Annotated in this window: 21 protein-coding genes; 12 read left to right on the top strand and 9 right to left on the bottom strand. The window is 51.1% G+C overall.

Annotated features, from left to right (window positions below; genetic code table 11):
• Positions 1 to 139: 139 nt before the first annotated feature.
• Together BUB30_RS28440 and BUB30_RS28435 are read left to right on the top strand one after the other, a co-directional pair.
• Positions 140 to 667 carry a Uma2 family endonuclease gene (locus BUB30_RS28440; RefSeq protein ID WP_178377223.1) on the top strand — a complete coding sequence of 176 codons (528 nt, stop codon included), beginning with the start codon at positions 140 to 142 and terminating at the stop codon, positions 665 to 667.
• A 140-nt stretch (positions 668 to 807) separates the two neighbouring features.
• Positions 808 to 1,335: a Uma2 family endonuclease gene (locus tag BUB30_RS28435; protein ID WP_178377222.1), complete on the top strand. Its 528-nt coding sequence runs from the start codon at positions 808 to 810 to the stop codon at positions 1,333 to 1,335.
• Between the two features lie 40 nt (positions 1,336 to 1,375).
• On the opposite strand, the gene BUB30_RS28430 is transcribed toward BUB30_RS28435, so the two are convergent.
• Positions 1,376 to 2,962 (bottom strand): peptide chain release factor 3, encoded by a 1,587-nt coding sequence (locus BUB30_RS28430; RefSeq protein WP_073141481.1) that lies wholly within the window; start codon positions 2,960 to 2,962, stop codon positions 1,376 to 1,378.
• Between the two features lie 692 nt (positions 2,963 to 3,654).
• Here BUB30_RS28430 and BUB30_RS28425 point away from each other — a divergent pair.
• Entirely contained in the window at positions 3,655 to 4,626 is a 972-nt protein-coding gene (locus BUB30_RS28425; RefSeq protein ID WP_073141479.1) for an aldo/keto reductase, read from the top strand.
• A gap of 177 nt (positions 4,627 to 4,803) precedes the next feature.
• Complete coding sequence (gene dnaK, locus BUB30_RS28420; RefSeq protein ID WP_073141477.1) at positions 4,804 to 6,729, top strand: molecular chaperone DnaK; 1,926 nt, start codon at positions 4,804 to 4,806, stop codon at positions 6,727 to 6,729.
• 68 nt (positions 6,730 to 6,797) lie between these two features.
• On the opposite strand, the gene BUB30_RS28415 is transcribed toward dnaK, so the two are convergent.
• Together BUB30_RS28415 and BUB30_RS28410 are read right to left on the bottom strand one after the other, a co-directional pair.
• Positions 6,798 to 8,762: a S9 family peptidase gene (locus tag BUB30_RS28415; protein WP_073142438.1), complete on the bottom strand. Its 1,965-nt coding sequence runs from the start codon at positions 8,760 to 8,762 to the stop codon at positions 6,798 to 6,800.
• A 152-nt stretch (positions 8,763 to 8,914) separates the two neighbouring features.
• Positions 8,915 to 11,320 (bottom strand): ABC transporter permease, encoded by a 2,406-nt coding sequence (locus BUB30_RS28410; protein ID WP_073141475.1) that lies wholly within the window; start codon positions 11,318 to 11,320, stop codon positions 8,915 to 8,917.
• A gap of 193 nt (positions 11,321 to 11,513) precedes the next feature.
• On the opposite strand from BUB30_RS28410, the gene BUB30_RS36035 reads away from it, so the two are divergent.
• A complete protein-coding gene (locus BUB30_RS36035; protein ID WP_073141473.1) occupies positions 11,514 to 11,684 on the top strand; it encodes a FeoB-associated Cys-rich membrane protein in 171 nt (56 codons plus the stop codon).
• A gap of 19 nt (positions 11,685 to 11,703) precedes the next feature.
• On the opposite strand, the gene BUB30_RS28400 is transcribed toward BUB30_RS36035, so the two are convergent.
• Entirely contained in the window at positions 11,704 to 12,726 is a 1,023-nt protein-coding gene (locus BUB30_RS28400; protein WP_073141471.1) for a radical SAM/SPASM domain-containing protein, read from the bottom strand.
• A gap of 159 nt (positions 12,727 to 12,885) precedes the next feature.
• Here BUB30_RS28400 and BUB30_RS28395 point away from each other — a divergent pair, with 159 nt between their 5' ends.
• On the top strand, positions 12,886 to 14,055 hold the full coding sequence (locus BUB30_RS28395) for an Lnb N-terminal periplasmic domain-containing protein (RefSeq protein WP_073141469.1): 1,170 nt from the start codon (positions 12,886 to 12,888) through the stop codon (positions 14,053 to 14,055).
• Positions 14,056 to 14,125: 70 nt separating this feature from the next.
• Here BUB30_RS28395 and lpdA read toward each other — a convergent pair whose 3' ends face one another.
• The 5 genes from lpdA to BUB30_RS28370 form a co-directional block, all read right to left on the bottom strand.
• A complete protein-coding gene (gene lpdA / locus BUB30_RS28390) occupies positions 14,126 to 15,523 on the bottom strand; it encodes a dihydrolipoyl dehydrogenase (RefSeq protein WP_073141467.1) in 1,398 nt (465 codons plus the stop codon).
• Positions 15,524 to 15,529: 6 nt separating this feature from the next.
• On the bottom strand, positions 15,530 to 16,204 hold the full coding sequence (locus BUB30_RS28385) for a hypothetical protein (protein ID WP_143165125.1): 675 nt from the start codon (positions 16,202 to 16,204) through the stop codon (positions 15,530 to 15,532).
• Positions 16,197 to 16,622, bottom strand: a complete 426-nt coding sequence (locus tag BUB30_RS36030) for a DUF6452 family protein (RefSeq protein WP_394334012.1) — start codon at positions 16,620 to 16,622, stop codon at positions 16,197 to 16,199. The genes BUB30_RS28385 and BUB30_RS36030 overlap by 8 nt, the downstream gene beginning before the upstream one ends.
• Positions 16,623 to 16,659: 37 nt before the next feature.
• The gene (gene odhB, locus BUB30_RS28375; protein ID WP_073141462.1) at positions 16,660 to 18,219 is read right to left on the bottom strand and encodes a 2-oxoglutarate dehydrogenase complex dihydrolipoyllysine-residue succinyltransferase; all 1,560 of its coding nucleotides are present in this window, start codon (positions 18,217 to 18,219) and stop codon (positions 16,660 to 16,662) included.
• Between the two features lie 67 nt (positions 18,220 to 18,286).
• On the bottom strand, positions 18,287 to 21,019 hold the full coding sequence (locus BUB30_RS28370; RefSeq protein WP_073141459.1) for a 2-oxoglutarate dehydrogenase E1 component: 2,733 nt from the start codon (positions 21,017 to 21,019) through the stop codon (positions 18,287 to 18,289).
• A 199-nt stretch (positions 21,020 to 21,218) separates the two neighbouring features.
• Between BUB30_RS28370 and BUB30_RS28365 the strand changes: the two genes are divergently transcribed.
• The 6 genes from BUB30_RS28365 (at position 21,219) to accD (ending at position 25,624) form a co-directional block, all read left to right on the top strand.
• A complete protein-coding gene (locus BUB30_RS28365) occupies positions 21,219 to 21,764 on the top strand; it encodes a 30S ribosomal protein S16 (RefSeq protein WP_073141457.1) in 546 nt (181 codons plus the stop codon).
• A gap of 63 nt (positions 21,765 to 21,827) precedes the next feature.
• Positions 21,828 to 22,340, top strand: a complete 513-nt coding sequence (gene rimM / locus BUB30_RS28360; RefSeq protein WP_073141455.1) for a ribosome maturation factor RimM — start codon at positions 21,828 to 21,830, stop codon at positions 22,338 to 22,340.
• Between the two features lie 2 nt (positions 22,341 to 22,342).
• Entirely contained in the window at positions 22,343 to 23,023 is a 681-nt protein-coding gene (gene trmD, locus BUB30_RS28355; protein ID WP_073141453.1) for a tRNA (guanosine(37)-N1)-methyltransferase TrmD, read from the top strand.
• Between the two features lie 90 nt (positions 23,024 to 23,113).
• Positions 23,114 to 23,467 (top strand): 50S ribosomal protein L19, encoded by a 354-nt coding sequence (rplS, locus tag BUB30_RS28350; RefSeq protein WP_073141451.1) that lies wholly within the window; start codon positions 23,114 to 23,116, stop codon positions 23,465 to 23,467.
• Positions 23,468 to 23,641: 174 nt separating this feature from the next.
• Complete coding sequence (locus BUB30_RS28345; RefSeq protein ID WP_073141449.1) at positions 23,642 to 24,712, top strand: class I fructose-bisphosphate aldolase; 1,071 nt, start codon at positions 23,642 to 23,644, stop codon at positions 24,710 to 24,712.
• A gap of 69 nt (positions 24,713 to 24,781) precedes the next feature.
• Entirely contained in the window at positions 24,782 to 25,624 is an 843-nt protein-coding gene (gene accD, locus BUB30_RS28340; RefSeq protein WP_073141447.1) for an acetyl-CoA carboxylase, carboxyltransferase subunit beta, read from the top strand.
• The last annotated feature ends 53 nt before the right edge of the window (positions 25,625 to 25,677 follow it).

Raw genomic sequence — 25,677 nt, 5'->3', positions numbered from 1 at the left:
GAAATCAAACTTGCAAAATGTTGCGGGATTTAAAAAGGGGCAGATTGTCACAGACGACTGGCGTCTTATCTTTTGAAAATTTCGTATATTCGGATGTTGTCAGGTTATGAAAACACTGCACTCAAATCCCTCCAAAATCTTGACCCTCGAAGAGTTTCTTCAGTTGGAAGAAACGAATACCCCTTGTGAGCTAATTCATGGAGAGTTGATTATGAGTCCTTCACCTACATTTGAACACCAAACCATATTGAGCCGCCTTCATGTATTGTTTTTCCATGCTGCAGAATCAACAGGTGGCACCGCATGCTTTTCGCCGTTTGACCTTTACATCGATGAACGTAATGTGTTTCAGCCTGACCTCATGTACCTGTCCCCTGCAAAAAAATCATTCATCACGCCTCGCGGCATTAAAGGACCGCCCGACATTGCGGTAGAAATTCTTTCACCTTCCAATAGGCATACCGATATCCGTGACAAGAAAGAAGGCTACCTACGAATAGGTGTATCCGAGTATTGGATTGTTGACCCGTCTCACAAAAACATCGCAGTCTTCACTCCTGCTACTGGAGAAGAAATGCCGTTCCATGTTTTTGCCGGGAACGATGAAGTGACTTCCCCGATTTTTCCCACATTGAAATTCAGGGTCGATACGGTTTTCCCCGCTTAATTGTCTTTTTTCGTACGATCAGCGCAGCGTTTCCGATTTCACAAAGACAAGATGGCTTCCCATTGCGATGTTTTTTTGAATTTTCGTATATTCGGATGTCATCAGATATGAAAACACTGCACTCAAATCCCTCCAAATTCTTGACCCTCGAAGAATTTCTTCAATTAGAAGAAACGACCCACCCTTGTGAGCTAATTAATGGAGAGTTGATTATGAGTCCTGTACCATCACCCAATCACCAGGAGGTATCGGGCCTCCTTTATGTGCTGTTCTTCAACGCCGCCGCTGCTTCCGGTGGCAAGGTTTACTACTCCCCGATAGGTTTGTTTGTTAATCAACGCAACTACTTTGAGCCTGACATTTTGTACATATCCCCAAAAAAACTCTCTTTCATAACCCAACGAGGTATCGAAGGGCCACCTGATTTGGTTGTTGAAATTCTTTCGCCTTTCAATAGCCGTACGGATAAAGTGACTAAGAAAAATACGTATCTGGAATTTGGCGTGAGTGAATATTGGATCGTCGATCCCTTTCAAAAAAATATTACCGTCTATACGCAATCCTCTGGGCAAAATGTGCCGTCACATACCTTCACCGGGAAAGACAGGGTCAGTTCGCCAAATCTTTCCACACTGACTTTCGATCTCGATAAGATATTTCCAGTTTAGCATTCTTGATCAAACGTCTCGAGAATTTCACGAGGCAAAATCAATCCTTGAACTCCGACGTGAAGTGAAACTGGATGTCCGGAAAATTATCCTGTACCATCTGCAACCACGCGCGCGACTCCGCCATAAATACAAGCTTGTCGTCTTTGTCGCGGGCGATGTGGCGTTGTTTTGAATCGATGAACTCCGCGAGCTTCTTCGGATCGTGACTGCTAATCCAGCAGGCCTTGTAAATATTTTGAGGAACAAATTGTGCCGTGGCGTTGTATTCGTTCTTCAAACGGAACTGGATCACTTCAAATTGGAGTGCTCCCACAACACCCACTACTTTCTTCTTGCCCAGTTCGTAGGTGAACAACTGCGCCACACCTTCTTCCATCAACTGCAACAATCCTTTTTCGAGCTGCTTGGTTTTCATGGCATCCATGTTCACCACTTCCTTGAAAATTTCCGGGGAGAAACTGGGGATGCCAGTGTATAGAATTTTTTCGCCTTCTGTTAGTGTGTCGCCGATCTTGAGGTTGCCCGTGTCAAAAATGCCGACAATGTCGCCGGGCCAGGCTTCATCCACGGTCTCGCGGTCCTGTGCCATGAAGGCGGTGGCGTTGGAGAACCGCAGGCTTTTTTCCTGGCGTACGTGATAGTAGTTGCTACCGCGCGCGAATTTCCCGGAGCAGATGCGCAGGAAGGCGATGCGGTTACGATGCTTGGGATCCATGTTGGCGTGGATCTTGAAAATAAATCCACTGAATTTATTTTCTTCCGGCTCCACGATACGCAACGTTGTTTCGCGTGGGATCGGCGGCGGGGCAATGCGAATGAAAGTGTCCAACAATTCCTTTACGCCAAAATTATTTACGGCGCTGCCAAAGAAAACCGGTGCCACTTTTCCCGCGAGGTATTCGGTGGGATCGAAGTCCGGGTAAACGCCTTCGATCAACTCGACGTCTGCACGCAACTGGCGGGCGTTGGTTTCTCCGACATAGCTATCCAATTGGGGATCCTGAATATCGCTCACGTTGATGCGGTCTTCCTCCACTTTCGTTTTGCTGGGCGTGAAAAGCGTGAGGCTCTTCTCATACAAATTATATACACCCTTGAAGGTTTTTCCCATGCTGATGGGCCAACTCAGCGGCCGCACCTTGATGTTGAGTTTCTCTTCCACCTCGTCCAGCAACTCGAAAGGGTCGCGGCCTTCGCGGTCGAGTTTGTTGATGAAACAGATCACGGGTGTGTTGCGCATGCGGCACACTTCCATGAGTTTTTCAGTTTGGATCTCCACACCCTTCACGCAGTCGATCACCAGGATCACGCTGTCCACGGCGGTGAGGGTGCGGTAGGTATCTTCGGCAAAATCCTGGTGACCGGGTGTGTCCAGGAGGTTGATCTTAACGTCTTTATAGTTAAAGCCCATCACGGAGGTGGCCACGGAGATACCCCGTTGCTTTTCAATTTCCATCCAGTCGGAACGGGCGTGGTCTTTGATCTTGCTGGACTTCACGGCCCCGGCTTTTTGGATGGCGCCGCCAAAGAGAAGGAGTTTCTCGGTGAGGGTGGTTTTTCCGGCATCGGGGTGACTGATAATTCCGAAGGTTCTGCGTTTTTCTATCTCTTGTTCCAGGCTCATAATCAATACGAAGCCGCAAAAGTAATCAAAAGTTCGTATCCCGGGGACCTGGTCCGGGCTAAAGCCCGGCGGGCACCTCGCCCCAGACGTCGCCGGCAGTGGTAGCCGTGCAATTAGTTTATGCCAACAAAAACGAGTCCCCCAAAAGCGTCATGGCTAAAACCCTTAGCGAGACAAATCTCCTTACCCCGGCCTAAAGGCCGGGGTTATTTTTCGAATCCCACGAAGGTGGACCGGGCCAAGCGCAATCAATGACCCTAGCGTTAAGGCTGGGGCACGAAAAATAAATATTAAAGGCATTAGCCTCAAGAATGTTCAGCCTCTCGCTTCATATTCCCAACATCTCTTTCAGGCACTAGATCACAGTCTGGCGTCGCCAAAGCGATATTTCTAGTGTGGTTAAGCCTAAGCACCCGTATAACTTGAGGCCCTTCAGGCCAAGATCAAAAACATTATTCTCAGCGGCTTCAGTACTCAACACTGAATAACCCTGGCCTTCAGGCCAGGGTTCAGAACGATAATTCGCTCCGGGCTTTAGCCCTGACTCCGGGTTCACGTTCCTCGGCTTCCAAGCTATTCCAACTTCGACCTTAATTTATTGGAATGGCTTTTAATCCTGAAAAACGATAGCCAATTTAGCCTCCCCTTCTGCAAGCGCAGGAGAGATCACTCACAACCAACCCTAAAGAATAATGCAATACAGAAGATTCGGTAGAACCAATTGGAACGTCAGCGAGATTGGCTACGGCATGTGGGGCCTGGCCGGCTGGACGGGTTCCGAGCAGGCTGAAGTAGAACGGGCCCTGGACCGCTCTGTGGAACTGGGCTGCAATTTTTTTGACACCGCCTGGGGCTATGGCGCCGGCAAGAGCGAGCAGATTCTCGGCAGCCTCATCAAGCGTCACGGATCGAAGCGGATCTATTTCGCCACCAAAATTCCCCCGAAAAACTTCAAATGGCCATCCCAACCCGGCTTCACGCTGGAAGAATGTTTCCCGGCATCGCACATCATCGCCTATACCGAGAAAAGCCTCAAGAACCTGAACGTGGAGTGCATCGACCTCCAGCAATTTCACGTGTGGGAGGACAGTTGGGCCGACCACGACGAATGGCAAAAAGCCGTCGACACCCTGAAACGCCAGGGCAAGATCCTGCACATGGGCGTGAGCGTGAACCGCTGGGAACCCAACAACGTCCTGAATACCCTAAAGACCAACCTCATCGACGCCGTTCAGGTGATCTATAACATCTTCGACCAGGCCCCGGAAGACCTGCTCTTCCCGCTCTGCCGCAAACTCGACGTCGGTGTTATCGCCCGCGTTCCCTTTGATGAAGGCACGCTGACGGGCACACTCACCAAAGAAACCGTGTTCCCCAAAGACGACTGGCGGTCGACCTATTTCGTACCCGAAAATCTGAACTCCAGTGTAGACCACGCCGAAGCCCTGAAACCCCTCATCCCGCCCGGGATGACCATGCCCGAACTGGCCCTCCGCTTCATCCTGGAAAACGACGATGTGCACACCATCATCCCCGGTATGCGGAAGCTCCGGAACGTGGAAGCCAACATCGCTTCGAGTGATGGCAAAAAGTTGAAAGAATCGCTGCGTGTAGCCCTGAAGGATCATCGTTGGGACCGCACGCCCACGGAATGGTCGCAGTAGCCGAAAGTGCCGTGTCAGGTGCCGGTTTGAAATCCCTCATTTATGGCCTGGACGGGCTAAAATGAAGGGAAATTTACTGTCATTGTGTCACATAAACCCCCTGTAAACCCCCTTGGCATAAGGCTTGAAGAGACGGATTCTACAAACTTTTAGCAAACTTAAAACACTGAACATATCATGGGAAAAATTATCGGTATAGACTTAGGAACTACCAACTCGTGCGTGGCCGTCATGGAAGGCAACGAGCCGGTAGTGATTGCCAACAGTGAGGGCCGCAGAACGACGCCTTCCATTGTGGCATTTTTAGATAATGGAAAGGGAGAGCGCAAAGTGGGCGACCCGGCAAAACGCCAGGCCATTACCAACCCCAAAAACACCGTCTCTTCCATCAAGCGCTTCATGGGTAAAAAATTCGATGAAGTAAGCGAAGAAAAGAAAATCGTTTCCTACCAGATCGAGTCCGGCAACAACAACACCGTGCGCGTGCGCATTGGCGACCGGCTCTTCACACCCCAAGAAATCTCCGCGATGATCCTTCAAAAAATGAAGAGCACCGCAGAAGATTACCTGGGCACTACGGTAACTGAAGCCGTCATCACGGTACCCGCATACTTTAACGATGCCGAACGTCAGGCAACAAAAGAAGCCGGACAGATCGCGGGCCTCGATGTGAAACGCATCATCAACGAACCCACCGCCGCTGCCCTCGCCTATGGCCTGGACAAGAAGCACAGCGACATGAAGATCGCCGTGTACGACTTAGGTGGTGGTACATTCGATATCTCTGTTCTAGAATTGGGTGACGGCGTATTTGAAGTAAAATCTACCAACGGTGACGTGCACCTCGGTGGTGACGACTTCGATATGCGCATCATGAACTGGCTTGCCGACGAATTCCAAAAAGAAGAGAACGTCGACCTGCGCAAAGATCCTATGGCGTTGCAACGTCTGAAGGAAGCTGCTGAAAAAGCAAAGATCGAGTTGTCGAGCTCCATGGAAACCGAAGTGAACTTGCCGTACGTAACATCGGTCGATGGCGTGCCCAAGCACTTGGTAAAGAAGTTGAGCCGCGCAAAATTTGAACAACTGGTGGATGACCTCGTGCGCAGAACGCTTGAACCTTGCCGCAAGGCCGTTCAGGATGCCGGCATCAACGTAGGCCAGATCGACGAAGTTATTCTCGTGGGTGGTTCTACCCGAATCCCCCGCATCGTGGAAGAAGTGGAAAAATTCTTTGGCAAGAAACCTTCCAAGGGTGTGAACCCGGATGAAGTGGTTGCCGTAGGTGCCGCGATCCAAGGTGGTGTGTTGACCGGTGAAGTGAAAGACGTGTTGCTCCTGGACGTTACTCCGCTCTCGCTGGGTATCGAAACCATGGGTGGCGTGTTCACCAAGCTGATTGAATCCAACACGACGATCCCTTCCAAAAAATCGGAAGTGTTCTCGACAGCATCCGACAGCCAGCCCTCGGTGGAGATCCACGTGTTGCAAGGCGAGCGCCCCATGGCGAAAGACAACCGCACCATCGGCCGCTTCCACCTCGACGGTATCCCGCCCGCACCTCGTGGCATCCCTCAAATCGAAGTGACGTTCGACATTGATGCCAACGGTATCCTCCACGTGTCGGCGAAAGATAAAGGAACAGGCAAGGAACAAAAGATCAGGATCGAAGCTTCTTCCGGATTGACGGACGCCGAAATCCAAAAGATGAAGCAGGAAGCTCAGGCCAACGCCGACGCCGACAAGAAGGTGAAGGAAACGGTAGAGAAAATCAACCAGGCCGATTCGCTGATCTTCCAAACCGAAAAACAATTGAAAGAATTTGGCGACAAGCTTTCCGAAGGCAACAAGAGCGCCATCAACAGCGCCCTCGAAAAACTGAGAGAAGCGCATAAGAGCCAGGACGGTGCTCAGATCGACACCGCGGTGGCCAACCTGAACAACGCATGGACTGCAGCCTCTACGGAGATGTACAATGCCACGAACAATAGTGGTGCAGCAGGCGGCAATGCAGGTGCTAATGCAAACGCCGGTGGTTCAGCTTCCGATGGCAACAACGTATCGGATGTTGAATACGAAGAAGTGAACGACAACAAGAAGTAATTTTTTCGATTGATAGTTTAATGGTTCAAGTTGGAGCCCTCCGGAAACGGAGGGCTCTTTTTTTGTCCCTACTTCAAATAGGTCTCAAACCATTTCCAATAGCGTTCGTAGCGATCCTTCCAATAGCTGGGCACTCTCAAACCATGATGCTGTTTGGGGTAGATGATCAATTGGGTGGGTACATTCAACGAACGCAACGCCTGGTACATCTGCTCGCTGCCGGCGGCGGGCACGTTGAAATCGCTTTCACCCACCATATAGAGCGTAGGCGTTTTGATCTTTTCGGCATTCCAAAATGGATACGACACTTTTGTCCACTTATCCATATTCTTCCAGGGTGCTCCCAGTTCCATCTCATACTGTTGTGTGTATTGATCCGTGCCATACATCGAGGTCTGCAACGCACTTCCCGCACCGCTTGCCGCGGCCTTGAAGCGCGAGTCAGTAGCCGTCGTATAGTCCGTTAGAATGCCGCCATAGCTCCAGCCTCCGATGCCGAGTTTGTCGGGGTCGGCATCACCCGATTTTATGAGGTAGTCCACACCCGCCAATAGATCCACCACTTCTTTGTTTCCCCAGTCACCAAAAATAGCGCGTGAGAAGGCATAGCCTTTGCCGTTGCTGCCACGGTAATTGATATTGGCAATGAGATAGCCCTTTGCCGCCAGCACCTGGTTGGTCATGTCGAACTCATATTCATCCTGGGCCACCGGGCCGCCATGGATCCACAACAACAAGGGCAGCTTTTGTCCTTTGGGTTTTCCATAGGGGCGGAACAAAATTCCTCCCACTTCCATGCCGTCTTTGTTTTTGAATGTGAAGCCTTCGGCGGTGGCGAAGTGATGGGTCTTCACAAACGTTTCATTGTGATGGGTCAGTGCTTTGAACGCACCGTTCTCCAGCAGGTAAAGTTCCGGAGGACTTGCAGGTTCACTCATCAAGACCACCGACTTCGTGTCGGTGAAGGGAAGTACATCGGTGACGCTGTGTTGTCCGGAGGTGCGCTTTGTATATTTTTTTGTGGCGATGTCAAACTCCATCACATACCGTTCGCGGTCATCTTCGATCAATGCTAAAATGGAATGGCCGTTCTTCGACCATTGGGGATTGTTGACCGGGCGATCTAATGTCTGCGACAACAATACGGGCTCGCCTCCGGCAACCGGAACAATCGCCAGGTGCGCTTCATCATACGTGTCCCACTCGGGTGAGATCGACCGCAGGTAAGCAATGTATTTTCCATCGGGGCTCCACACCGGCCTCTTATCATAGTCTACCCAGGTGGTGAGTTGCCGCGGCTTTGCATGGGCTTTGGCTTCCACAATCCAGATGTCTGAGTTGAGGTTACGATCGGGGTCTTCCGTGCGGTTGCTGGTGTAGGCGATGTATTTGCTGTCGGGCGACCATACGGCATCCGACTGATCGAATTTACCCGATGTTAATGAATCGAGCTTCTTTGTGGCGATATCATACACATAGAGGTGCGTGTGAAGATGTCCCAGATAACCTCCTGGGTCTTCTTTGAAATGATAGCGGTCGATCACGATGGGCTTAGCCGGTTTGTCTTTGACGGTGTCGGCCTTTTCTTCGTCCTGGATAAGGAAGAGAATTTTTTTCCCGTCCGGGCTCCATTCATAATCCGAAATGCTCGCTTTGAATTTGGTCTGCTGATGCGCCTCGCCTCCCCGGCGGTCCATCAACCAAAGCTGGCTTTTGTCCTTTGCTTTTTCGCGACCGGAGAGAAAGCTTATCCACCGGCCATCGGGGCTGAATCGGGGGCTACTTTCACCATCTTCGGTGTAGGTGAGTTGGATCGCACTGCTGCCATCGGTGGCTGCCATCCAAATGTTGTTGTCGTTGGTGTCGCGGGCTGAATCGGGTGTCGATACGGTGTAAGCAACCCACTTGCCATCGGGCGAGAGATGAGGGTCCTTGACCGTTATGACATGATAGACATCGGAGGGGCGCAAGAGCTTTTGTGCCGAAACCACGATCGACGTGGAGAGAACGAGGATGAGCGATAAAAACTTCATGGTACAGGGGAGGTTTAGGGTGCTGAAAGATAATTTTTTTTCATCATCCCAGGCCAACCCTTCAACACTCTTCTCATAAAAAAATCCCCTCGGACGTCTTCCGAAGGGATCTTCATGCATAGAAAATTTAGTATAGAAAAAATGGTTTCACATTATTCCGACCGCAGCGATTTCACGGGGTTCACGACCGCTGCTTTGAACGACCGGTATCCCACGGTGGCCATGGCGATGACCAGGGTAGTGACCAGGCCGATCAAAAATATACCCGGCCCAATCGTGATCTTGTAGGCGAACTCGTCTAAGAACATGTTCATGACCCACCAGGCGGTCGGCGCTGCTATTAAAAAGCCGAGGCTGATGAGCTTCAGGAACTCGCGCGAAAACATAAACACGATACTCTCCACGGATGCGCCCATCACTTTGCGGACACCGATCTCTTTGGTTTTTTGATTGGCCATGAACGTTACCAGTCCGAACAGGCCGAGACATCCGATGAAAATCGCGATAGACGAAAACACGCTTAACAGTACTGAAATTCTCCGCTCGCCTTCATAAAACTCCTCGATTTTTTGATCCAAAAATTCATAGCTGAAAATATAGTCGGGATAAGACCGTTCCCACATCGGTCTCAGTTTCGCTAAAACATCCTGCACAGCACCGGCCTTCACTTGCAACGCCAGGTATCTGTATTCCGAAACCTGGTTCATCAGGACCAACGGTTCGATGGCGCTGCGCAGCGATACTGTGTGAAAATCTTTCACCACACCCACCACGGGAAGTGTTTTACCCCGCATTTTCAAAATCTTTCCTTCAATTTCGGCGGCATTAGCAAAGCCGACCGTGTGCGCAAGCTTTTCATTCACGACGAAGCCTGTGGCCGTGTCGAGGTCTTGTAAATTCTTTCCTGCGATGAATTGCAAACCGAATAGCGATGCGTAATTGCCGTCGATCTGTTTCACTTGTGTGGCATAATTTTCATCGCCGCCTTCTACTTTCAAATTGGTGCCCGACACGTGGCCGGAAGAAGGAGGATCGCTATTCAAGCTCACCGCTTGCACACCGGGCATCACGGCCGCTTCTTCGCGCAGCGTACGAAGCTTGCTCACCCCCTCCATTGCGCGAACAGAAACACGCTCGGGGACGGGTACCATGAGGATGGCATCTTTTCTAAAGCCAAGATCTTTTTTCTGAAAATAATTCATCTGGTCAATCACGACGATGGTGCCGATGATAAAAAATTGAGAGATCATGAACTGCGCCACCACCAATCCTCTGCGCAGATTATAGCCGGAAGAATTTTTATTGCTGATCAGATTTTTTAACGCCAACGCCGGCTGAAAGCCCGATACCACAAAGGCCGGGTACAATCCCGCCATGAGCGCCACGATGGCCGAAACCAAAATGATGAAGCCCCACAGTTGGAGATCGGAACCAAAGTTCAACGACAAGTGAAGATCGAGGAACGGGTTGAGAAACGTGAGCGCCAGTTGTGACAACGCAATGGCAATGAGCAATGAGATCAGCGTTATTAAACCGGTCTCACCCAAGAACTGGCGGATCAATTGCCCCTTGGTGCTGCCCAACGATTTGCGTATCCCCACCTCTTTCGAACGCTTGATGGCCTCGGCTGTAGCGAGGTTCACAAAGTTGATACAGGCGGTAATGATGAGGATGAATCCGATTACGCCAAAGGCCATCAACATGCCGCGCTCCACGGTGTTGTAGCTGAAAGTCTCATACCGCGTGTCGAAATGAAGATCGCTCAACGGTTCTAAGGCAAATTGTGTGTTATCGGGGTCGTCCTTGCCGATGTATTTTTCAGCAAACGCCGGCAGACGGCTTTGTATTTTCGAGGGTGTTTCGCCTTCCTTCAATAAAATGTAGCATTGCTGATCGCTCCAGATGCTGTTCCATCCCGATTGTTCACGGTCTTTTTTTACGGTGATGTAGGAGAGCATCACATCAAAAGGAAAATCCGTATTGCTGGGATAGTCTTCGGCCACCGCCGCGACCTTATACTCGATGTTTTCAAATTTCAAAACTTCACCAATGGCATCTTCCTTGCCAAAATATTTTAATGCCGAACGCTTCGAGATCACGGCGCTGTTCGGTTCGGCCAGCCCTTTCTGAGCATCGCCGATCAACACCGGCCGGTCGAATATTTGAAAGAAGCCGGGTTCGATGATCACCACACCGCTTCGTTCTTCGTATTTCTTTGGCTCTCCTTTCGGTTGAGGTAAGGTGATGAGCGCCGGGGCACGATACTCCCCGAACATGATATTCTCCACTTCCGGAAAATCAGTGCGGAATGCATCGGGCAAAACCGTGGGCACGCCAGAGGTGTATTGCTTGCCATCGTTTCCATCCGACTCGCTCACCACACGATAAATGCGATCGCGCTTGCTGTGAAAGTTATCATAGCTGGACAAGTGCCTCACCAGGAGAAAAAGCACCAAACTGCACGTGATCCCCATAGCCAATCCCGAAATGTTGATGAGGGTGCTGCCTTTGCCCCGGAGCAGGTTTCGGATGGCCGTTTTAAAATAGTTTTTCAGCATAATTTTTCTCTGGAAATGATTGGACAACTCAAGACGGATGCCAGGGTAAAAAAGGCTTAGGATGGGCTCTAATTTAGGCGTTTGACCATTTAGATTGTACGTAAACGACGTATTTCGTCCGCTATCGAACAGTGTTTCGGAAATTATTCCACCGGTCCCTGCGTTAATGTCAGTGAATCCTTATTTTTGAGCTATGCTTCAGCAGATCTTGGTCGGTTCGATTTTTTTAGGCGCCGTGATTTACGTGGGAAGACTTATTTATAAAAGTTTTCAAATGAAATCAGGGTGTGCTACCGGTTGTGGGAAATGTGGCGCGGTGGATTTTGAAAAGATCGAAGCACAAATCAAAAAAGAAGGATTGTAACATTCGCTTGGACGATCCGTCAAGCAAAAATCTTTGTCCCCTCCGTACAGTTCTTACAAATCTCAATCTCACTTCTTGAATGCAACAGCGACGACCGGAAGGCGTTGTATTTTTCGCTATTCCAGATCTCGCGGAACGAATCTTTATTCAGGTCTCCCAGCACAAAGTGGGCATCCTTATCGAAACAGCAGGGCACTACCTTGCCGTCCCAGGTGATGACGCAGCTGTGCCACATCTTCCAGCACTCATTGAGCAGCTTATTCTTTAGCGCGTAGGAACCGTCGCTCATTTTGCGATAGCGCGAGTATTCGTCTTGGTCGGGGATCAGTGGCGAGCCTTGCTTGTAGTTATAGATCTGTGCCGTTTTCAACACCACCTGGTCGACGCCTAGTTTTTCCGCCAGGGCATAGACTTCCGGGATCTGGTGTTCATTGGGTTTTACGACGAGAAACTGGAAGATGACATGTGGCGTTCTCGATTTCAATTCCTTTTTCCAACGCAAAATGTTCTGCGCCCCTTCCAGCACTTTGTCCAACGAACCGCCTACGCGATAATTTTGATAGGTGTCCTGCGAGGTGCCATCGATGGAGATGATGAGCCGGTCAAGGGAAGATTGTACGGTAGCCTTGGCCATTTCATCTTTTAAATAATGCGCGTTGGTCGAGGTGGCCGTATAGATTCCTTTGCGGGAGGCATATTTCACCATGTCGAGGAACTGCGGATGCAAGAACGGTTCGCCTTGAAAATAGAAGGTGAGATAGCTCAGGGTGGGTGCCAGCTGATCGATCACGTTGCGGAACAATTCCTCCTGCAGCATCCCCGTAGGGCGCGTAAACGAACGCAAACCACTGGGACACTCGGGACACCGGAGGTTGCACGACGTGGTGGGCTCGAACGAGAGGCTGATGGGTAGCCCTTGGATGGACGGCTTGCCGGTGAAGGTCGACGTGTGAAAGCTGGTGTAGATGCGCGCCGCATTCAGCGCCCGGCCGAACGAGCTTTTCGCCATCATATTCACGCTATCGCGGAAATTAACCTTCATGCACCACGCGTTGATTGGGCAGCAAGGTAAGGATAAATTGCGGCCCCTACCCATCCCACATCCGGCCCAACGGTGCCTTTTTCTTGCGATCTCTTCCTCCCTGAGGTATTAAAAAGTTATGACAAGGTTTATATCTTGCAAAGGTTTATTCCACAGCTCATGAAAAAATTTATTGGGGCCTGCATCCTGCTTTTCGCCATCACCGGCGCTAACGCCCAAAAGTTGTCCGACCGTGCCACAATCTCCGTCATCACCTGCGGACCCTTCCAGAAGGAATTGTATTCGGCCTTCGGGCACAGTGCGTTTCGTGTGTATGACCCCGACCGGAACATCGATGCCGTCTTCAACTACGGCGTATTCGACTTCGACCAACCCAACTTCTACCTCAACTTCGCCCGCGGCTATCTCTATTACAAGCTGGCCGCCTATGACTACCAAAGCTTCGAATTCTCTTACATCCGCGACAACCGCTTCATCCACGACCAGGAGTTGAACCTCACTTCCGAACAGAAACAAAAATTGTTCGACTACCTGATGTGGAACCATAAACCCAAAAACGAAAACTATCGCTACGACTATTTCTACAACAATTGCGCAACCAAGATCCGCGATGTCGTAGTAACCGCCCTTGGCAAGGACGTTACATTCGATGGCTCCTACATCAAAACCGATTACACCATCCGCCAACTCACCGACCTCTACCTGGACCATCAGCCCTGGGGCGATCTCGGCATCGACATCTGTCTGGGACTTCCCATGGATAAAAAAGCATCGCCCTACGAATACATGTTCCTGCCCGACTACATCGAATCAGGGTTCGACCACGCGACCATACAACAAAACGGCACCACCGTTCCCCTGGTAAAGGCCAAGGTCAACGTATACGAGGCCCGTCCGAAAGAATCAGCCGGTGGCTTGCCGCATCCGATGTATGTCTTTGGAACGTTTGCCCTGCTTTGCATCGCCATCACCGTGCGGGACTTTAAAAAAGGAAAGCCGTCTGCCTGGCTCGACAGCGTGCTCTTCATTGTGACGGGTCTTTTGGGATTCCTTCTTTTCTTTTTATGGTTCTTCACCGACCATCAGGCCGCAGCAAAAAATTTCAACCTGCTTTGGGCACTACCCTCCAATCTCGTAGCAGCCATTGCTCTTTTCCGCCGGCCGGAGCCGGGGTGGTTGAAAAAATATTTTCTTGGCGTGACCATTCTCAGCGCGTTGCTGTTGCTCACCTGGCCCATCTTGCCACAGCAGCTTCATACATCACTGATCCCGATCGTCATCGCCATCCTCATCCGGGCGTTCACGCAATACAAGCTTTGGAAAAAATAAACCCCGGGGTTCGCCCAGGGTTTATAATAAAGAATGTTGTTATCGTGGTCCAATTTCAGAGCCACCATCCTTAAAGATGGATTGGGCGATTTGCCGTAGCGGCAAGACACGCTTCTTTCACCGCTTCCATATAGGTCGGGTGAGCGTGTGACATTCTTGAAACATCTTCCGCAGAGGCACGGAACTCCATGGCCGTTACACCTGCGGCGATCATATCGGCAGCACGTGCGCCGATGATGTGAACGCCGAGGATCTCATCGGTTTGTTTGTCGGCGAGGATCTTCACGAAGCCATCGGTGTCCATGCTGGCGCGTGCTCTTCCCAATGCTTTGTAGGGGAAGTTGCCCACTTTATACGCTTTGCCATCGGTTTTCAATTGTTCTTCCGTGTAGCCAACGCTGGCCACTTCCGGCCAGGTGTAGACAACACCAGGAATCAGCAAGTAATGCACATGAGGTTTTTGTCCGGCAAATTGTTCTGCCACAAATGTGCCTTCCTCCTCGGCTTTGTGTGCGAGCATGGCGCCACGCACCACATCGCCAATGGCATAGATGTTATCTACTTTGGTCTTCAAATGTTCGTCCACAGGGACCTGGCCTTTCACGGTTTCGATGCCAACCTTATCCAATCCGAGGCCGTCGGTGTAGGGGCGCCGGCCGATGCTCACCAGGCAGTAGTCGCCTTTCAGCTCGATGGACTTGCCGTCTTTGGCTTCGGCTTTCACCACCACTTCGTTACCTGTATTTTGGACGGATGTCACTTTGTGGCCGAGGAAAAAATCCATTCCCAGTTTCTTGGTCACTTTCAGAAGCTCTTTGCCGAGTGAGCCATCCATCGTAGGAATGAGACTGTCCAGGAACTCGACTACTGTTACTTTGGATCCCAGGCGTGCATACACCGAGCCGAGCTCCATGCCGATCACGCCGCCACCAATGACAATGAAATGTTTGGGCACTTCCTTCAATTCCAAGGCTTCAGTGCTGGAGATGATTCTCTTTTTGTCGAACGGTGCAAAGGGAAGCGGTGTAGGCTTTGAACCCGTGGCAATGATCACGCGTTCGGTGGTGATCGTTGTTTCCTTGCCATCCTTCGCCGTTACTTTGATCGTATTTTTATCGACAAATGATCCCACGCCGGTGAGCACGTCGATCTTGTTTTTCTTCATCAGGAATGCAATACCGTCTACGTTGGCTTTCACCACGCCGGTCTTCCGTTTGATCATCTGAGTGATGTTCACCTTGGGCTCCGGGATGTCGATGCCATGCTCGGCAAAGTGTTCCTTGGCGGTGATGAAATGCTCTGAAGAATCCAACAGGGCCTTGGAAGGAATACAGCCCACATTGAGGCAAGTGCCGCCCAGGGTATCGTATTTCTCGATGATGGCCGTTTTAAAGCCAAGCTGCGCACAACGAATGGCTGCTACGTAACCACCAGGTCCCGAGCCAATAACTGCGACATTGTATTGCATAAGATCTTAATTGTTATTTTCTAAAAGTTTATAAACGATGCGAATCGATGCGCCTACGGTGGCCGCATTATTATACGACGTGTCCTTTTCCGTACCCATGCAGCCGACGCCCGGAATCAAATAGACCGGAAAATTGTCCGCATCATATTCGGTCACGACATAACTGAACCGGGCCTGAAAATTAACGGAAAATCCCGAGTTCCCTATTGGCAGCCGGTAGCCGGGCTGGACTTCAAGGGCAACCAAACGGCTGGACTGCTCCAGCGTCCTGAACGCGTCGCCGTAGTAATCTCCCTCGTCGCGGAAACGAACCTTGAACCGTTCGGTAAAATCCGAATACACAACATCGGCCAGCAGATAAAATTGTCTGAATTGTCCGGGATGTTTGAGGATCATTCCACCAGCACCCAGGCGAAGGTAGTGTCCCTGGTTGAAATAAGTAGAATTTTGGTAGAGCGTATCTTTTTTCACGTTGGCAAACCCCACAGCCATGTCAATCATGAGGCCGTTTTTCGTCGTGTAGATCAACGAAGGCTCCAGCACATAGCCACTGCTGTAAAAAATCGGCATGGTCTTCAGTATGTCGAACCCTACGGAAAGCCCTGCAGGCGACGAAGCTTGGCCAAGCGCGGTGTGGCTAACAATCGCCAACATGACCATAACGGATGCGTGTCTAGTCATTGATATAAACGGTTATTTGACTAGAACTCGGAGACTGCAATTCAACATTTGAAAACGTTGTGGGTTCGCCCACCTGGTAGTGGTCGGCATCCAAATAAAAACCACACTCCTTCGACTGCAGTTTGGGGGTTAATTCATACTGTATGCTAAGGGTGTCCTTTCGTGTGTCACTTTGAAATATCAGAACCGTCTTGTTCTGCTTTCTGGTCAGGGGTACCTCGGTGCTAAAGTCGTAGATTTGAATTTCCTTCCCGGGTTGTTCGCCATCCCACCCATACACGGATGTGTACTGGCCATGGTTAGCGAAATGAACAGAGGCCACAAAGCGATCCTCCGAAAAGCACGACCGGTAACACCCGGAAAAAGTAAGCAGGTATGACAAAAAAACAACACTCAGTAAGACACTGATGATCCTCATTCTCATACCTGCTTCTTATCTGAAAGACAACTTAAAATTAAACGCCCAGGATCAATCTTCCCGGATCTTCCATCATCTCCTTCACGCGCACCAGGAAGCTCACCGACTCGCGACCATCCACAATGCGGTGATCATAAGACAGGGCCACATACATGATCGGGCGGATCACGATCTCACCATTCTTCACCACGGGACGTTCCACGATGTTGTGCATACCCAGGATCGCCGACTGCGGCGGGTTCAGGATGGGCGTTGAAAGCATGGAGCCGAACACACCACCGTTGGTGATCGAGAACGTTCCACCCGTCATCTCTTCGATGGAAAGTTTTCCGTCGCGGCCTTTCGTGGCCAAACGCACCACTTCACTCTCGATCTGGTTGAAGCTAAGCGCCTCCGCATTGCGGATCACCGGCACCACCAAACCGCGGGGTGTAGACACAGCGATGGATACATCGCAGTAGTCGTGATAGATAATTTCATCGCCGTTGATCGATGCATTCACGGCAGGGAATTCTTTCAACGCGGCACACACCGCCTTGGTGAAGAAGGACATGAAGCCCAAGCCAACACCATATTTTTCCTTGAATTGATCTTTGTATTTCGAACGCAGATCCATGACCGGCTTCATGTCCACTTCGTTGAACGTGGTGAGCATGGCCGTTTCATTTTTCACCGACACCAATCGCTTGGCGATGGTCTTTCGCAGCGACGTCATTTTCTCGTTGCGCACATTGCGTCCTCCACCGGAAGCAATCACCGGCGGGGCCAGCGGCGCTTTGGTCTCGGCGGGCTTGCCTGACGTGGCTGCGGGAGCCTGAGCTTTCTGAGCGTTTTGCGCGTCGGTTTGCGTGATTCTTCCACCCACACCGGTTCCGGAAACCTGGTTTGCAGGAATGCCTTTTTCATCCAGGATCTTTGCTGCCGTGGGTGAAGGATGACCGGCGGCATAGGTTTTGTCACCTGCTACTGCGGCGGTGGCCGTTGCGGGTTGCGCTACCGCGGCACCGTTCGAAGCGGCTGCACCATCCGTGATCTCGATTCTGCAAATGAGACCGCCTATGGGTAGCGTTGTTTTTTCTTTCGCAACAATGCGCAAAATGCCCGTGGCTTCAGCCGGCAACTCAAACGTAGCTTTGTCGGATTCCACTTCGGCAATCACTTCGTCCAACTTCACCAGGTCGCCGTCCTTTTTCAACCAGGTGGAAATGGTCACCTCGGTGATAGACTCACCCACTGTAGGCACTTTCATTTCTTTCACACCACCAGCTTTCTTGGGTTCGGCTGGAGCCTGGGCTGCGGGAGCCGCTGCCGGTTGGGCCGCAGGTTGTGCAGGCGCGGGGGCCGCTGCTGCTGCCGTGGCGCCCGAAGGTTCCACTTCGCAGATGAGGCCGCCGATGGGAACCGTCTCGCCTTGTTGTTTGATGATCTTCAACACCCCGGCACTAGGTGCCGTGAGCTCGAAGGTTGCTTTGTCCGATTCCAGTTCGGCAATCACTTCATCCAACTTCACCACATCGCCGTCTTTCTTAAGCCAGTTCGCGATGGTCACTTCCGTGATGGACTCGCCGACTGCGGGCACTTTTATTTGAATAGCCATTCCCTTTTAATTTTTTTATTTGAACGATATGTTTTTTTGACGGCCAAGGCCGTGACATGTTTTCTGTTTAGATCTCGAATGCTTTGTTCGCCAATTTCTCTTGCTCTACTTTATGAACTTTAGAGAAACCGGTAGCCGGCGATGCACTGGCCTTGCGCGATACCACTTCAAACTCCTGCTTCGGCATCATCCGGAGGATGAACGAATAGGCGCCCATGTTGGCCGGCTCTTCCTGCGCCCACACCACCTTGGCGTCCTTGTATTTCTTCAGGACAGCTTTCAGTTGTTTTTCAGGGAAAGGATAGAGTTGCTCAATGCGCACGATGGCCGCGTCTTTTGCTTTGCGCTTCTGCTGTACTTCGGCGAGGTCATAATAGAGCTTGCCCGAGCAAAGAATGACACGCTTCACATCTTTGGCCGGTACGCCCGTAGGATCATCCAGCACTTCGCTGAAGCTGCCCGACGTGAATTCCTTCACCGGTGAAATAACCGCGGGATGTCTCAGCAACGACTTGGGCGAGAACACCACGCAGGGTTTGCGGAATTGCCACGTCACTTGTCTTCTCAGCAAGTGGAAGAAGTTCGACGGCGTGGTGGGGTTCGACACGATCATATTGTATTCGGCCGCCAACTGCAGGAATCGCTCCGGACGGCAGCTCGAGTGTTCAGGACCCTGGCCTTCGTAGCCGTGGGGCAACAACATCACCAGGCCGTTCATCCGTTGCCATTTCGATTCGGCAGAAGAAAGGAACTGGTCGATGATCACTTGCGCTCCGTTCACGAAGTCGCCAAACTGTGCTTCCCACAACACCAAGGCGCTGGGTGAAGACATGGCATAGCCATATTCAAAACCCAATACACCAAATTCAGACAACAACGAGTTGTAGATCTTGAATTTCGTCTGGGTCTTGTCGATGTTGTCGAGACCGCAATACGGTTCGTTTGTGTTCGCGTCAAAGAAATAGGCGTGACGGTGCGAGAACGTGCCGCGGCGAACATCCTGACCCGACATACGCACCGGCGTCTTCTCGGTCAGCAGCGAGCCATAGGCTAACAATTCTGCCTCAGCCCAACCCAGCACTTTCGTTTCAAAGAAAGCCGCCTGACGGTCCTTCAACAATTTTTCGATTTGTTTCAAAGGCTTGAAGCCTTCGGGGATCGTCGTCAGCGCTTTACCAACTTTTTCGATCACACTTTCCTTGATACCGGTCTCCGGCGATTTATCAAAATCTTCCGGTGTTGCCCAACGCATTTGTTCCCACTCGGCTTCGATCTTTTGAGGCTTGTAGGGAAGGGGCTTCTGTTTCACTTCATTCAACCGGTCTTGCAACTGGTTTCTGAAATTCTTGTCCATCTCATCGGCCAACGCCGCATCCACATCGCCACGCTCTACCAATTTCTTTACGTAGATCTCGCGGGGATTCTCGTGCTTGGCAATGATGTTATACAATTTCGGCTGTGTGAACTTGGGCTCATCACTCTCGTTGTGACCGTGACGACGGTAGCACAGCAAGTCGATAAAAATATCCTGTCCGAATTTCTGGCGATATTCTACGGCCAGTTTCGCGGCGAAGCTTACGGCTTCGGCGTCGTCGCCGTTCACGTGCAGCACAGGGGCGTCCACGATCTTGGCCAGGTCTGTACAGTAAATGCTGGTACGGGCATCGTCGTAGTCGGTGGTGAAACCCACCTGGTTGTTGATCACGAAGTGGATCGTTCCACCCGTGGTGTAGCCGGGCAAGCCCGACATCTGCAACAGTTCATAGACAATGCCTTGTCCTGCCACCGCGGCGTCGCCGTGGATGAGGATGGCCATACCTTTAGAAAGATCTCCTTTATATTCGTCGTCGATCTGGCCACGCGTGTAGCCGATCACCAACGGGTCAACCGCTTCGAGGTGCGAAGGGTTGGGGGTGAGTTTCAGGTATATTTTTTTGCCGGAAGGCGTGTTGATATGGCTTGAATAGCCCAGGTGATATTTCACGTCGCCATCGCCCATGGTTTGCTCGGGGCTGACGTTGCCTTCAAATTCGGTGAAGATCTGCTCATACGTTTTGCCGAGGATGTTCGACAGCACGTTCAGGCGGCCGCGGTGGGCCATGCCGATCACCACTTCCTTCACGTCCAGCTCTGCTGCTTTGTTGATGATGGTTTGCAGGGCAGGGATGGTGTTTTCACCACCTTCCAGGGAGAAGCGTTTTTGTCCCAGGAATTTCGTGTGCAAGAAGTTCTCGAACACCACCGCTTCGTTCAGCTTGGTGAGGATGCTTTTCTTCTCGTCGATGCTGGGATTATAAGTATAGTATTGTTGTTCGCATTTTTGGAAGAACCACGAGCGCACTTCGTCGTTGCGGATGAAGTTGTATTCGAAACCGATGGGACCGAGGTATACGGACTTCAGTTTTTCGATGATCTTGCGCAGGGTGGCGCGGCCCATGCCGATTTCGGCGCCCACGTCAAACTCGGTGTCCAGGTCGGCATCGGTGAGGCCCACGTTGGTGTGGTCGAAGTTCACCTGGTGGTTTCTGCGTTCGCGAACGGGGTTTGTTTTGGATTTCAGGTGACCGAACGAGCGGTACACGAAGATCAGGTTTCGCACCTGCGTTTCCTTTAAGGAGAGGGAATCGTCGCCTCCTTTGGGACCGTGGCCATTTTCACCAAAGCGCTGATTGGAGAAGTCGTATCCCTCAAAAAACTTCTGCCAGGTTAAATCGACGCTACTAGGGTCCTTTTTGTAATTTTGGTAGAGTTGGTCCAGATAACCAACGTCTGCATTGCTGATGTATGAATAATTATCCATGATTATTTTTGAAAGCCAACAAATGTAGAGAAGTGTTATAAGATTAAAAAATTGAGTAATCGCGTAAACGAATACTTAACTATTTTCCTTCCTTTCAACCCCTTTAGGCGCCGATCATTGCCGAAACGGAAAAAAAACTTAACTTTGCGGTCTTTAAAAAAATACAGGACGAGTTCCACTATTTAAAACTGACACAGTAATGGTTAAAATCAGATTGGCCCGCAGAGGCCGCAAGAAACTGGCGATGTACGATGTAGTCGTAGCCGATGCCAGAGCACCACGCGATGGTCGCTTCATTGAAAAGATCGGGACTTACAATCCCCTCACCACCCCCGCTTCCATTGACCTGAATGACGAAAAAGCATTCAAATGGTTGATGAATGGCGCTCAGCCTTCCGACACCGTGAAAGCTATGCTTTCATACCGTGGCATTATGCTGAAAAAACACCTCCAAATCGGCGTTATCAAAGGTGCTATCACCCAAGACCAAGCCGACGCGAAACTGGCCGACTGGCTGAAGAGCAAGGAAGCTAAGATCGAAGCCAAGAGAAACAAGGTTACCGCTTCCAAAGAAGAAAGCGCGAAAGCCCGCAAAGCTGCCGAAACCAAGATCCGCGAAGCTCGTGCTGAAGCGATCCGTCAAAAGGCTAAGGTTGCCGAAGAGGCTGCTGCCGCTGCTGCTGCACAACCTGCCGCCGCTGCCGAAAACGAAGCCCCGGCCGCAGAAGCTACCGAACAAGCTTAATTTTAAATTGATCATTCCAAATGCCAATGTGTTCCCACGCATTGGCATTTTTATTTTCCCACCATGGACATAGACGAATGTTTTAAGATCGGCTTCATCCTGAAACCCCACGGCCTGAAAGGCGAAGTGACGGTCTCGCTGGATGACGAAGCACCCGAAAATCTCGCAGAGCTGAAGGCCCTCTTTGTGGAGAAGGATAACCGCCTGATACCCTATTTTGTGCAAACGGCCTCCGTGCACCAGGCAAAGGCCCTTATAAAATTCGAGGACGTCGACTCCGTCGAAGAAGCGGGGAAGATTGCCAAGCGCGCGCTCTATGTTCAAAAGTCGCTCCGCCCGAAGTCGGCCCGGGGTGAATTTTACAGCGACGAGATCATTGGTTTTGAGGTTTGGGATGGCGAGGCAGGCCTTTTGGGAAAGGTTGTGGAAGTGCAGCCGGGGGCCAATCCGCTCCTGGCGGTTGAGCGGGAGACTGGTGAAGTCCTCATCCCCGTGAACGGCCCCTTCATTGCGAGCATTAACAAGGGCAAAAAGCGCATCACCGTGAATCTTCCCGAAGGATTTTTGGATATTTGACCATGCACATCGACATTCTCACGTGCCTCCCCAAGCTTATTGAGAGCCCCTTTTCGGACTCGATCCTGAAGCGCGCCCAGGCCAAGGGGCTGGTCACGGTCAACATCATCGACCTGCGTCAATACGCCACCAATAAACACCGGACGACGGACGATTACGCCTTTGGCGGCGGGGCCGGCATGGTGATGATGATCGAACCCATCGACAACTGTCTGACCGAACTCAAGTCCAAACGAACCTACGACGACATTATCTATATGAGTCCCGATGGCCAGCGCCTGTCGCAGCCCCTGGCCAATGAGTTGAGTCTGAAAAAGAATCTCATTTTACTTTGTGGTCATTATAAAGGGGTGGACGAACGGGTGCGGGAGCATTTGATCACCCGTGAGATCAGCATCGGTGACTATGTCCTTTCCGGTGGCGAGTTGGCGGCGGCTGTGGTGGCCGACGCGGTGGTCCGGCTCATTCCCGGCGTGTTGTCGGACGAGACCTCGGCGTTGAGTGATTCTTTCCAGGATAACCTCATTGCGCCCCCGGTATATACCCGGCCGGCAGAGTACAAAGGCTGGAAGGTTCCGGACGTGCTTTTGTCGGGGCACCAGGCCCGGATTGAGGAGTGGCGACACGACCAGGCGCTGGAGCGGACCCAAAAAAGGCGGCCAGAATTGCTTCAAAAGCCTTAAAATCCATTTTTTGCAAACATTCTATATCCCAGCTTCCTAAGTTTCAATTCTTTCCCTACATTTGCAGTCCATTTTCAAAACCATCGTGTTATGGCAGATCTGATTAAACTCGTAGAGCAAGAATTTGCGAAAGTCCGTGAGACACAACCCAGCTTCAAGCCTGGTGATACTGTGAACGTTCACGTAAAAATAAAAGAAGGTAACAAGGAGCGCATCCAGCAGTTCCAGGGCACGGTGATCCAACGCCGCGGCAGCAACAGCAACGGCGAGACATTCACCGTTCGCAAGATCTCCAACGGCGTAGGCGTTGAGCGTATCTTCCCTATCGTTTCGCCCTCTATCGACAAGATCGAAGTATTGAAAGAAGGTAAAGTACGTCGTGCAAAACTGTACTACCTGAAAGGCAAGCAAGGCAAGGCTGCCCGCATCAAGGAGAAGATTTAATACATCCGGATATACAAAGAAGCCATTCCTACCCGGGGTGGCTTTTTTCGTTTTTAGGGTTTTTCCGGAGGGGTGCTGAACACGTTTGAAATGGGTCAAAAACCCCCAAAACAGCTCAAATTAGCATCCTATTAAATAATTAATAACTTTGTCCCCTCGCATAAAAAACCAACTATGGCTAGAAACATCGCTGACCTACTCGGTAAGGACGCAGACTACCTGCTGAAACACCAAAGTAAAACCATCTCCAAGGATCAACTCCAGGTTCCCAGCCCGGATTTCGTTGACAAAGTATTTGCTCAATCCAACCGCAGCATTCCCGTGTTGCGCAACTTACAAGCATTATACGGAACCGGCCGTTTGGCCAACACAGGCTTCGTTTCCATTCTTCCCATCGACCAGGGCATCGAGCACAGCGCCGGCGCATCGTTCGCGAAGAACCCCATTTATTTCGATCCCGAAAACATCGTGAAGCTCGCCATCGAAGGCGGTTGCAACGGTGTGGCCACCACCTTTGGCGCACTGGCCATGGTGGCTAGAAAATATGCCCATAAGATCCCTTTGATCGTGAAGATCAACCATAACGAATTGCTCACCTACCCCAACAAGGCCGATCAGATCATGTTCGGTTCCATTGAGGATGCCTGGAACATGGGCGCCGCAGCGGTAGGTGCCACGATCTACTTCGGCTCTGATAATGCTACCCGCCAGATCATTGAAGTGTCTAAAGCTTTTGAGCGCGCTCACCAGCTTGGTATGGCCACTATTCTCTGGTGCTATACCCGTAACAACGCCTTCAAGAAAGACGGTGTTGACTATCACGTATCGGCCGACCTTACCGGCCAGGCCAACCACCTGGGCGTAACCATCCAGGCCGACATCATCAAGCAAAAGCTTGCCGAAACCAACGGCGGCTACAAAATGCTGAACACCGGTGGCAGCAGCTATGGTAAACTGGACGAAAGAATTTATACGGAGCTCACTTCCGATCACCCGATCGACCTGTGCCGCTACCAGGTGTTGAATTGCTACAATGGCCGCGCCGGCTTGATCAGCTCCGGTGGCGAATCCAAAGGTGCAAGCGATCTGGCCGATGCCGTGCGCACCGCCGTGATCAACAAGCGTGCCGGTGGCACAGGCTTGATCTCGGGCCGCAAGGCATTCCAGCGCCCCATGAAAGAAGGCGTAGAGATCCTGAACGCCATCCAGGATATTTACCTCGATAAATCGATCGATTTAGCTTAACGAAATTGTAATTTCAGCCGATGAACCTCACCCGTTCATCGGCTTTCTTTTTTACTAAATTTTTTAACTATGTCTTGGTTCAAACGCAGCGATAAAGGAATACTCACTCCCACCGAATCCAAACGCGAAGTGCCCGACGGCCTCTGGTTCAAGTCGCCCGCCGGCAAAATTGTTCACACGCGCGAGTTGAAGAACAACGCCTACGTGGTGCCCGATGAAGACTTTCACGTGCGCATTGGCTCGGAAGAATATTTCGAAGTGCTGTTTGACGAAGGCAAATACACCGAGCTGGACCCCAATATGGAGTCGGCCGACCCGTTGAAATTTAAAGACACCAAGCCGTATCCGAAACGCATCAAAGAAAGCCAGGAGAAATCACAGCTGAAAGACGCCGTGCGCACCGCGTATGGTAAAATGAATGGCATCGACATCACCATTGCCTGCATGGATTTCAGTTTCATTGGCGGCTCGATGGGCTCGGTAGTGGGCGAGAAAATTGCCCGCGCGATGGACCACAGCCTTCAAACAAAAAAACCGATCCTCATGATCTCCCGCTCCGGCGGCGCGCGCATGATGGAAGCCGGACTTTCGCTGATGCAAATGGCCAAGACCTCTGCCAAGATCGCCTTGCTGGATGCCGCCAAAATTCCCTATATCTCCTTGTTGACCGACCCCACCACAGGCGGTGTAACGGCGTCGTATGCCATGCTGGGCGATTTCAATATTGCCGAACCCGGCGCGCTCATCGGCTTTGCCGGTCCCCGCGTGATTCGTGAAACCATCGGCAAGGATCTGCCCAAAGGTTTCCAAAGTGCAGAATTTGTGTTGGAGCATGGCTTTCTCGACTTCATTGTCGACCGGCGCAACATGAAGAACCGCCTCTCCACTTTGCTGCGCATGCTGCAAAACTAGGCGTCCGCACGCGAACGATTTTATCCCCTTCCGTACACCTATTTTCTCCCGCA

Origin of the sequence: Chryseolinea serpens, from assembly GCF_900129725.1 — a bacterium.
Lineage (GTDB): Bacteria > Bacteroidota > Bacteroidia > Cytophagales > Cyclobacteriaceae > Chryseolinea > Chryseolinea serpens.
This window is presented reverse-complemented; position numbering and strand designations above follow the sequence as displayed.

What these genes read in the sequence shown, in the direction of transcription:
- BUB30_RS28395 (WP_073141469.1), top strand. Translation starts at nt 12,886, where the DNA reads ATGAAAAAATTTATTGGGGCCTGCATCCTGCTTTTCGCCATCACCGGC.
- BUB30_RS28385 (WP_143165125.1), bottom strand. Translation starts at nt 16,204, where the DNA reads ATGACTAGACACGCATCCGTTATGGTCATGTTGGCGATTGTTAGCCAC.
- BUB30_RS28370 (WP_073141459.1), bottom strand. Translation starts at nt 21,019, where the DNA reads ATGGATAATTATTCATACATCAGCAATGCAGACGTTGGTTATCTGGAC.
- accD (WP_073141447.1), top strand. Translation starts at nt 24,782, where the DNA reads ATGTCTTGGTTCAAACGCAGCGATAAAGGAATACTCACTCCCACCGAA.
- dnaK (WP_073141477.1), top strand. Translation starts at nt 4,804, where the DNA reads ATGGGAAAAATTATCGGTATAGACTTAGGAACTACCAACTCGTGCGTG.
- BUB30_RS28415 (WP_073142438.1), bottom strand. Translation starts at nt 8,762, where the DNA reads ATGAAGTTTTTATCGCTCATCCTCGTTCTCTCCACGTCGATCGTGGTT.
- rimM (WP_073141455.1), top strand. Translation starts at nt 21,828, where the DNA reads ATGGACATAGACGAATGTTTTAAGATCGGCTTCATCCTGAAACCCCAC.
- BUB30_RS28400 (WP_073141471.1), bottom strand. Translation starts at nt 12,726, where the DNA reads ATGAAGGTTAATTTCCGCGATAGCGTGAATATGATGGCGAAAAGCTCG.
- rplS (WP_073141451.1), top strand. Translation starts at nt 23,114, where the DNA reads ATGGCAGATCTGATTAAACTCGTAGAGCAAGAATTTGCGAAAGTCCGT.
- BUB30_RS28345 (WP_073141449.1), top strand. Translation starts at nt 23,642, where the DNA reads ATGGCTAGAAACATCGCTGACCTACTCGGTAAGGACGCAGACTACCTG.
- trmD (WP_073141453.1), top strand. Translation starts at nt 22,343, where the DNA reads ATGCACATCGACATTCTCACGTGCCTCCCCAAGCTTATTGAGAGCCCC.
- lpdA (WP_073141467.1), bottom strand. Translation starts at nt 15,523, where the DNA reads ATGCAATACAATGTCGCAGTTATTGGCTCGGGACCTGGTGGTTACGTA.
- BUB30_RS36030 (WP_394334012.1), bottom strand. Translation starts at nt 16,622, where the DNA reads ATGAGGATCATCAGTGTCTTACTGAGTGTTGTTTTTTTGTCATACCTG.
- BUB30_RS36035 (WP_073141473.1), top strand. Translation starts at nt 11,514, where the DNA reads ATGCTTCAGCAGATCTTGGTCGGTTCGATTTTTTTAGGCGCCGTGATT.
- BUB30_RS28410 (WP_073141475.1), bottom strand. Translation starts at nt 11,320, where the DNA reads ATGCTGAAAAACTATTTTAAAACGGCCATCCGAAACCTGCTCCGGGGC.
- BUB30_RS28365 (WP_073141457.1), top strand. Translation starts at nt 21,219, where the DNA reads ATGGTTAAAATCAGATTGGCCCGCAGAGGCCGCAAGAAACTGGCGATG.
- BUB30_RS28425 (WP_073141479.1), top strand. Translation starts at nt 3,655, where the DNA reads ATGCAATACAGAAGATTCGGTAGAACCAATTGGAACGTCAGCGAGATT.
- odhB (WP_073141462.1), bottom strand. Translation starts at nt 18,219, where the DNA reads ATGGCTATTCAAATAAAAGTGCCCGCAGTCGGCGAGTCCATCACGGAA.
- BUB30_RS28430 (WP_073141481.1), bottom strand. Translation starts at nt 2,962, where the DNA reads ATGAGCCTGGAACAAGAGATAGAAAAACGCAGAACCTTCGGAATTATC.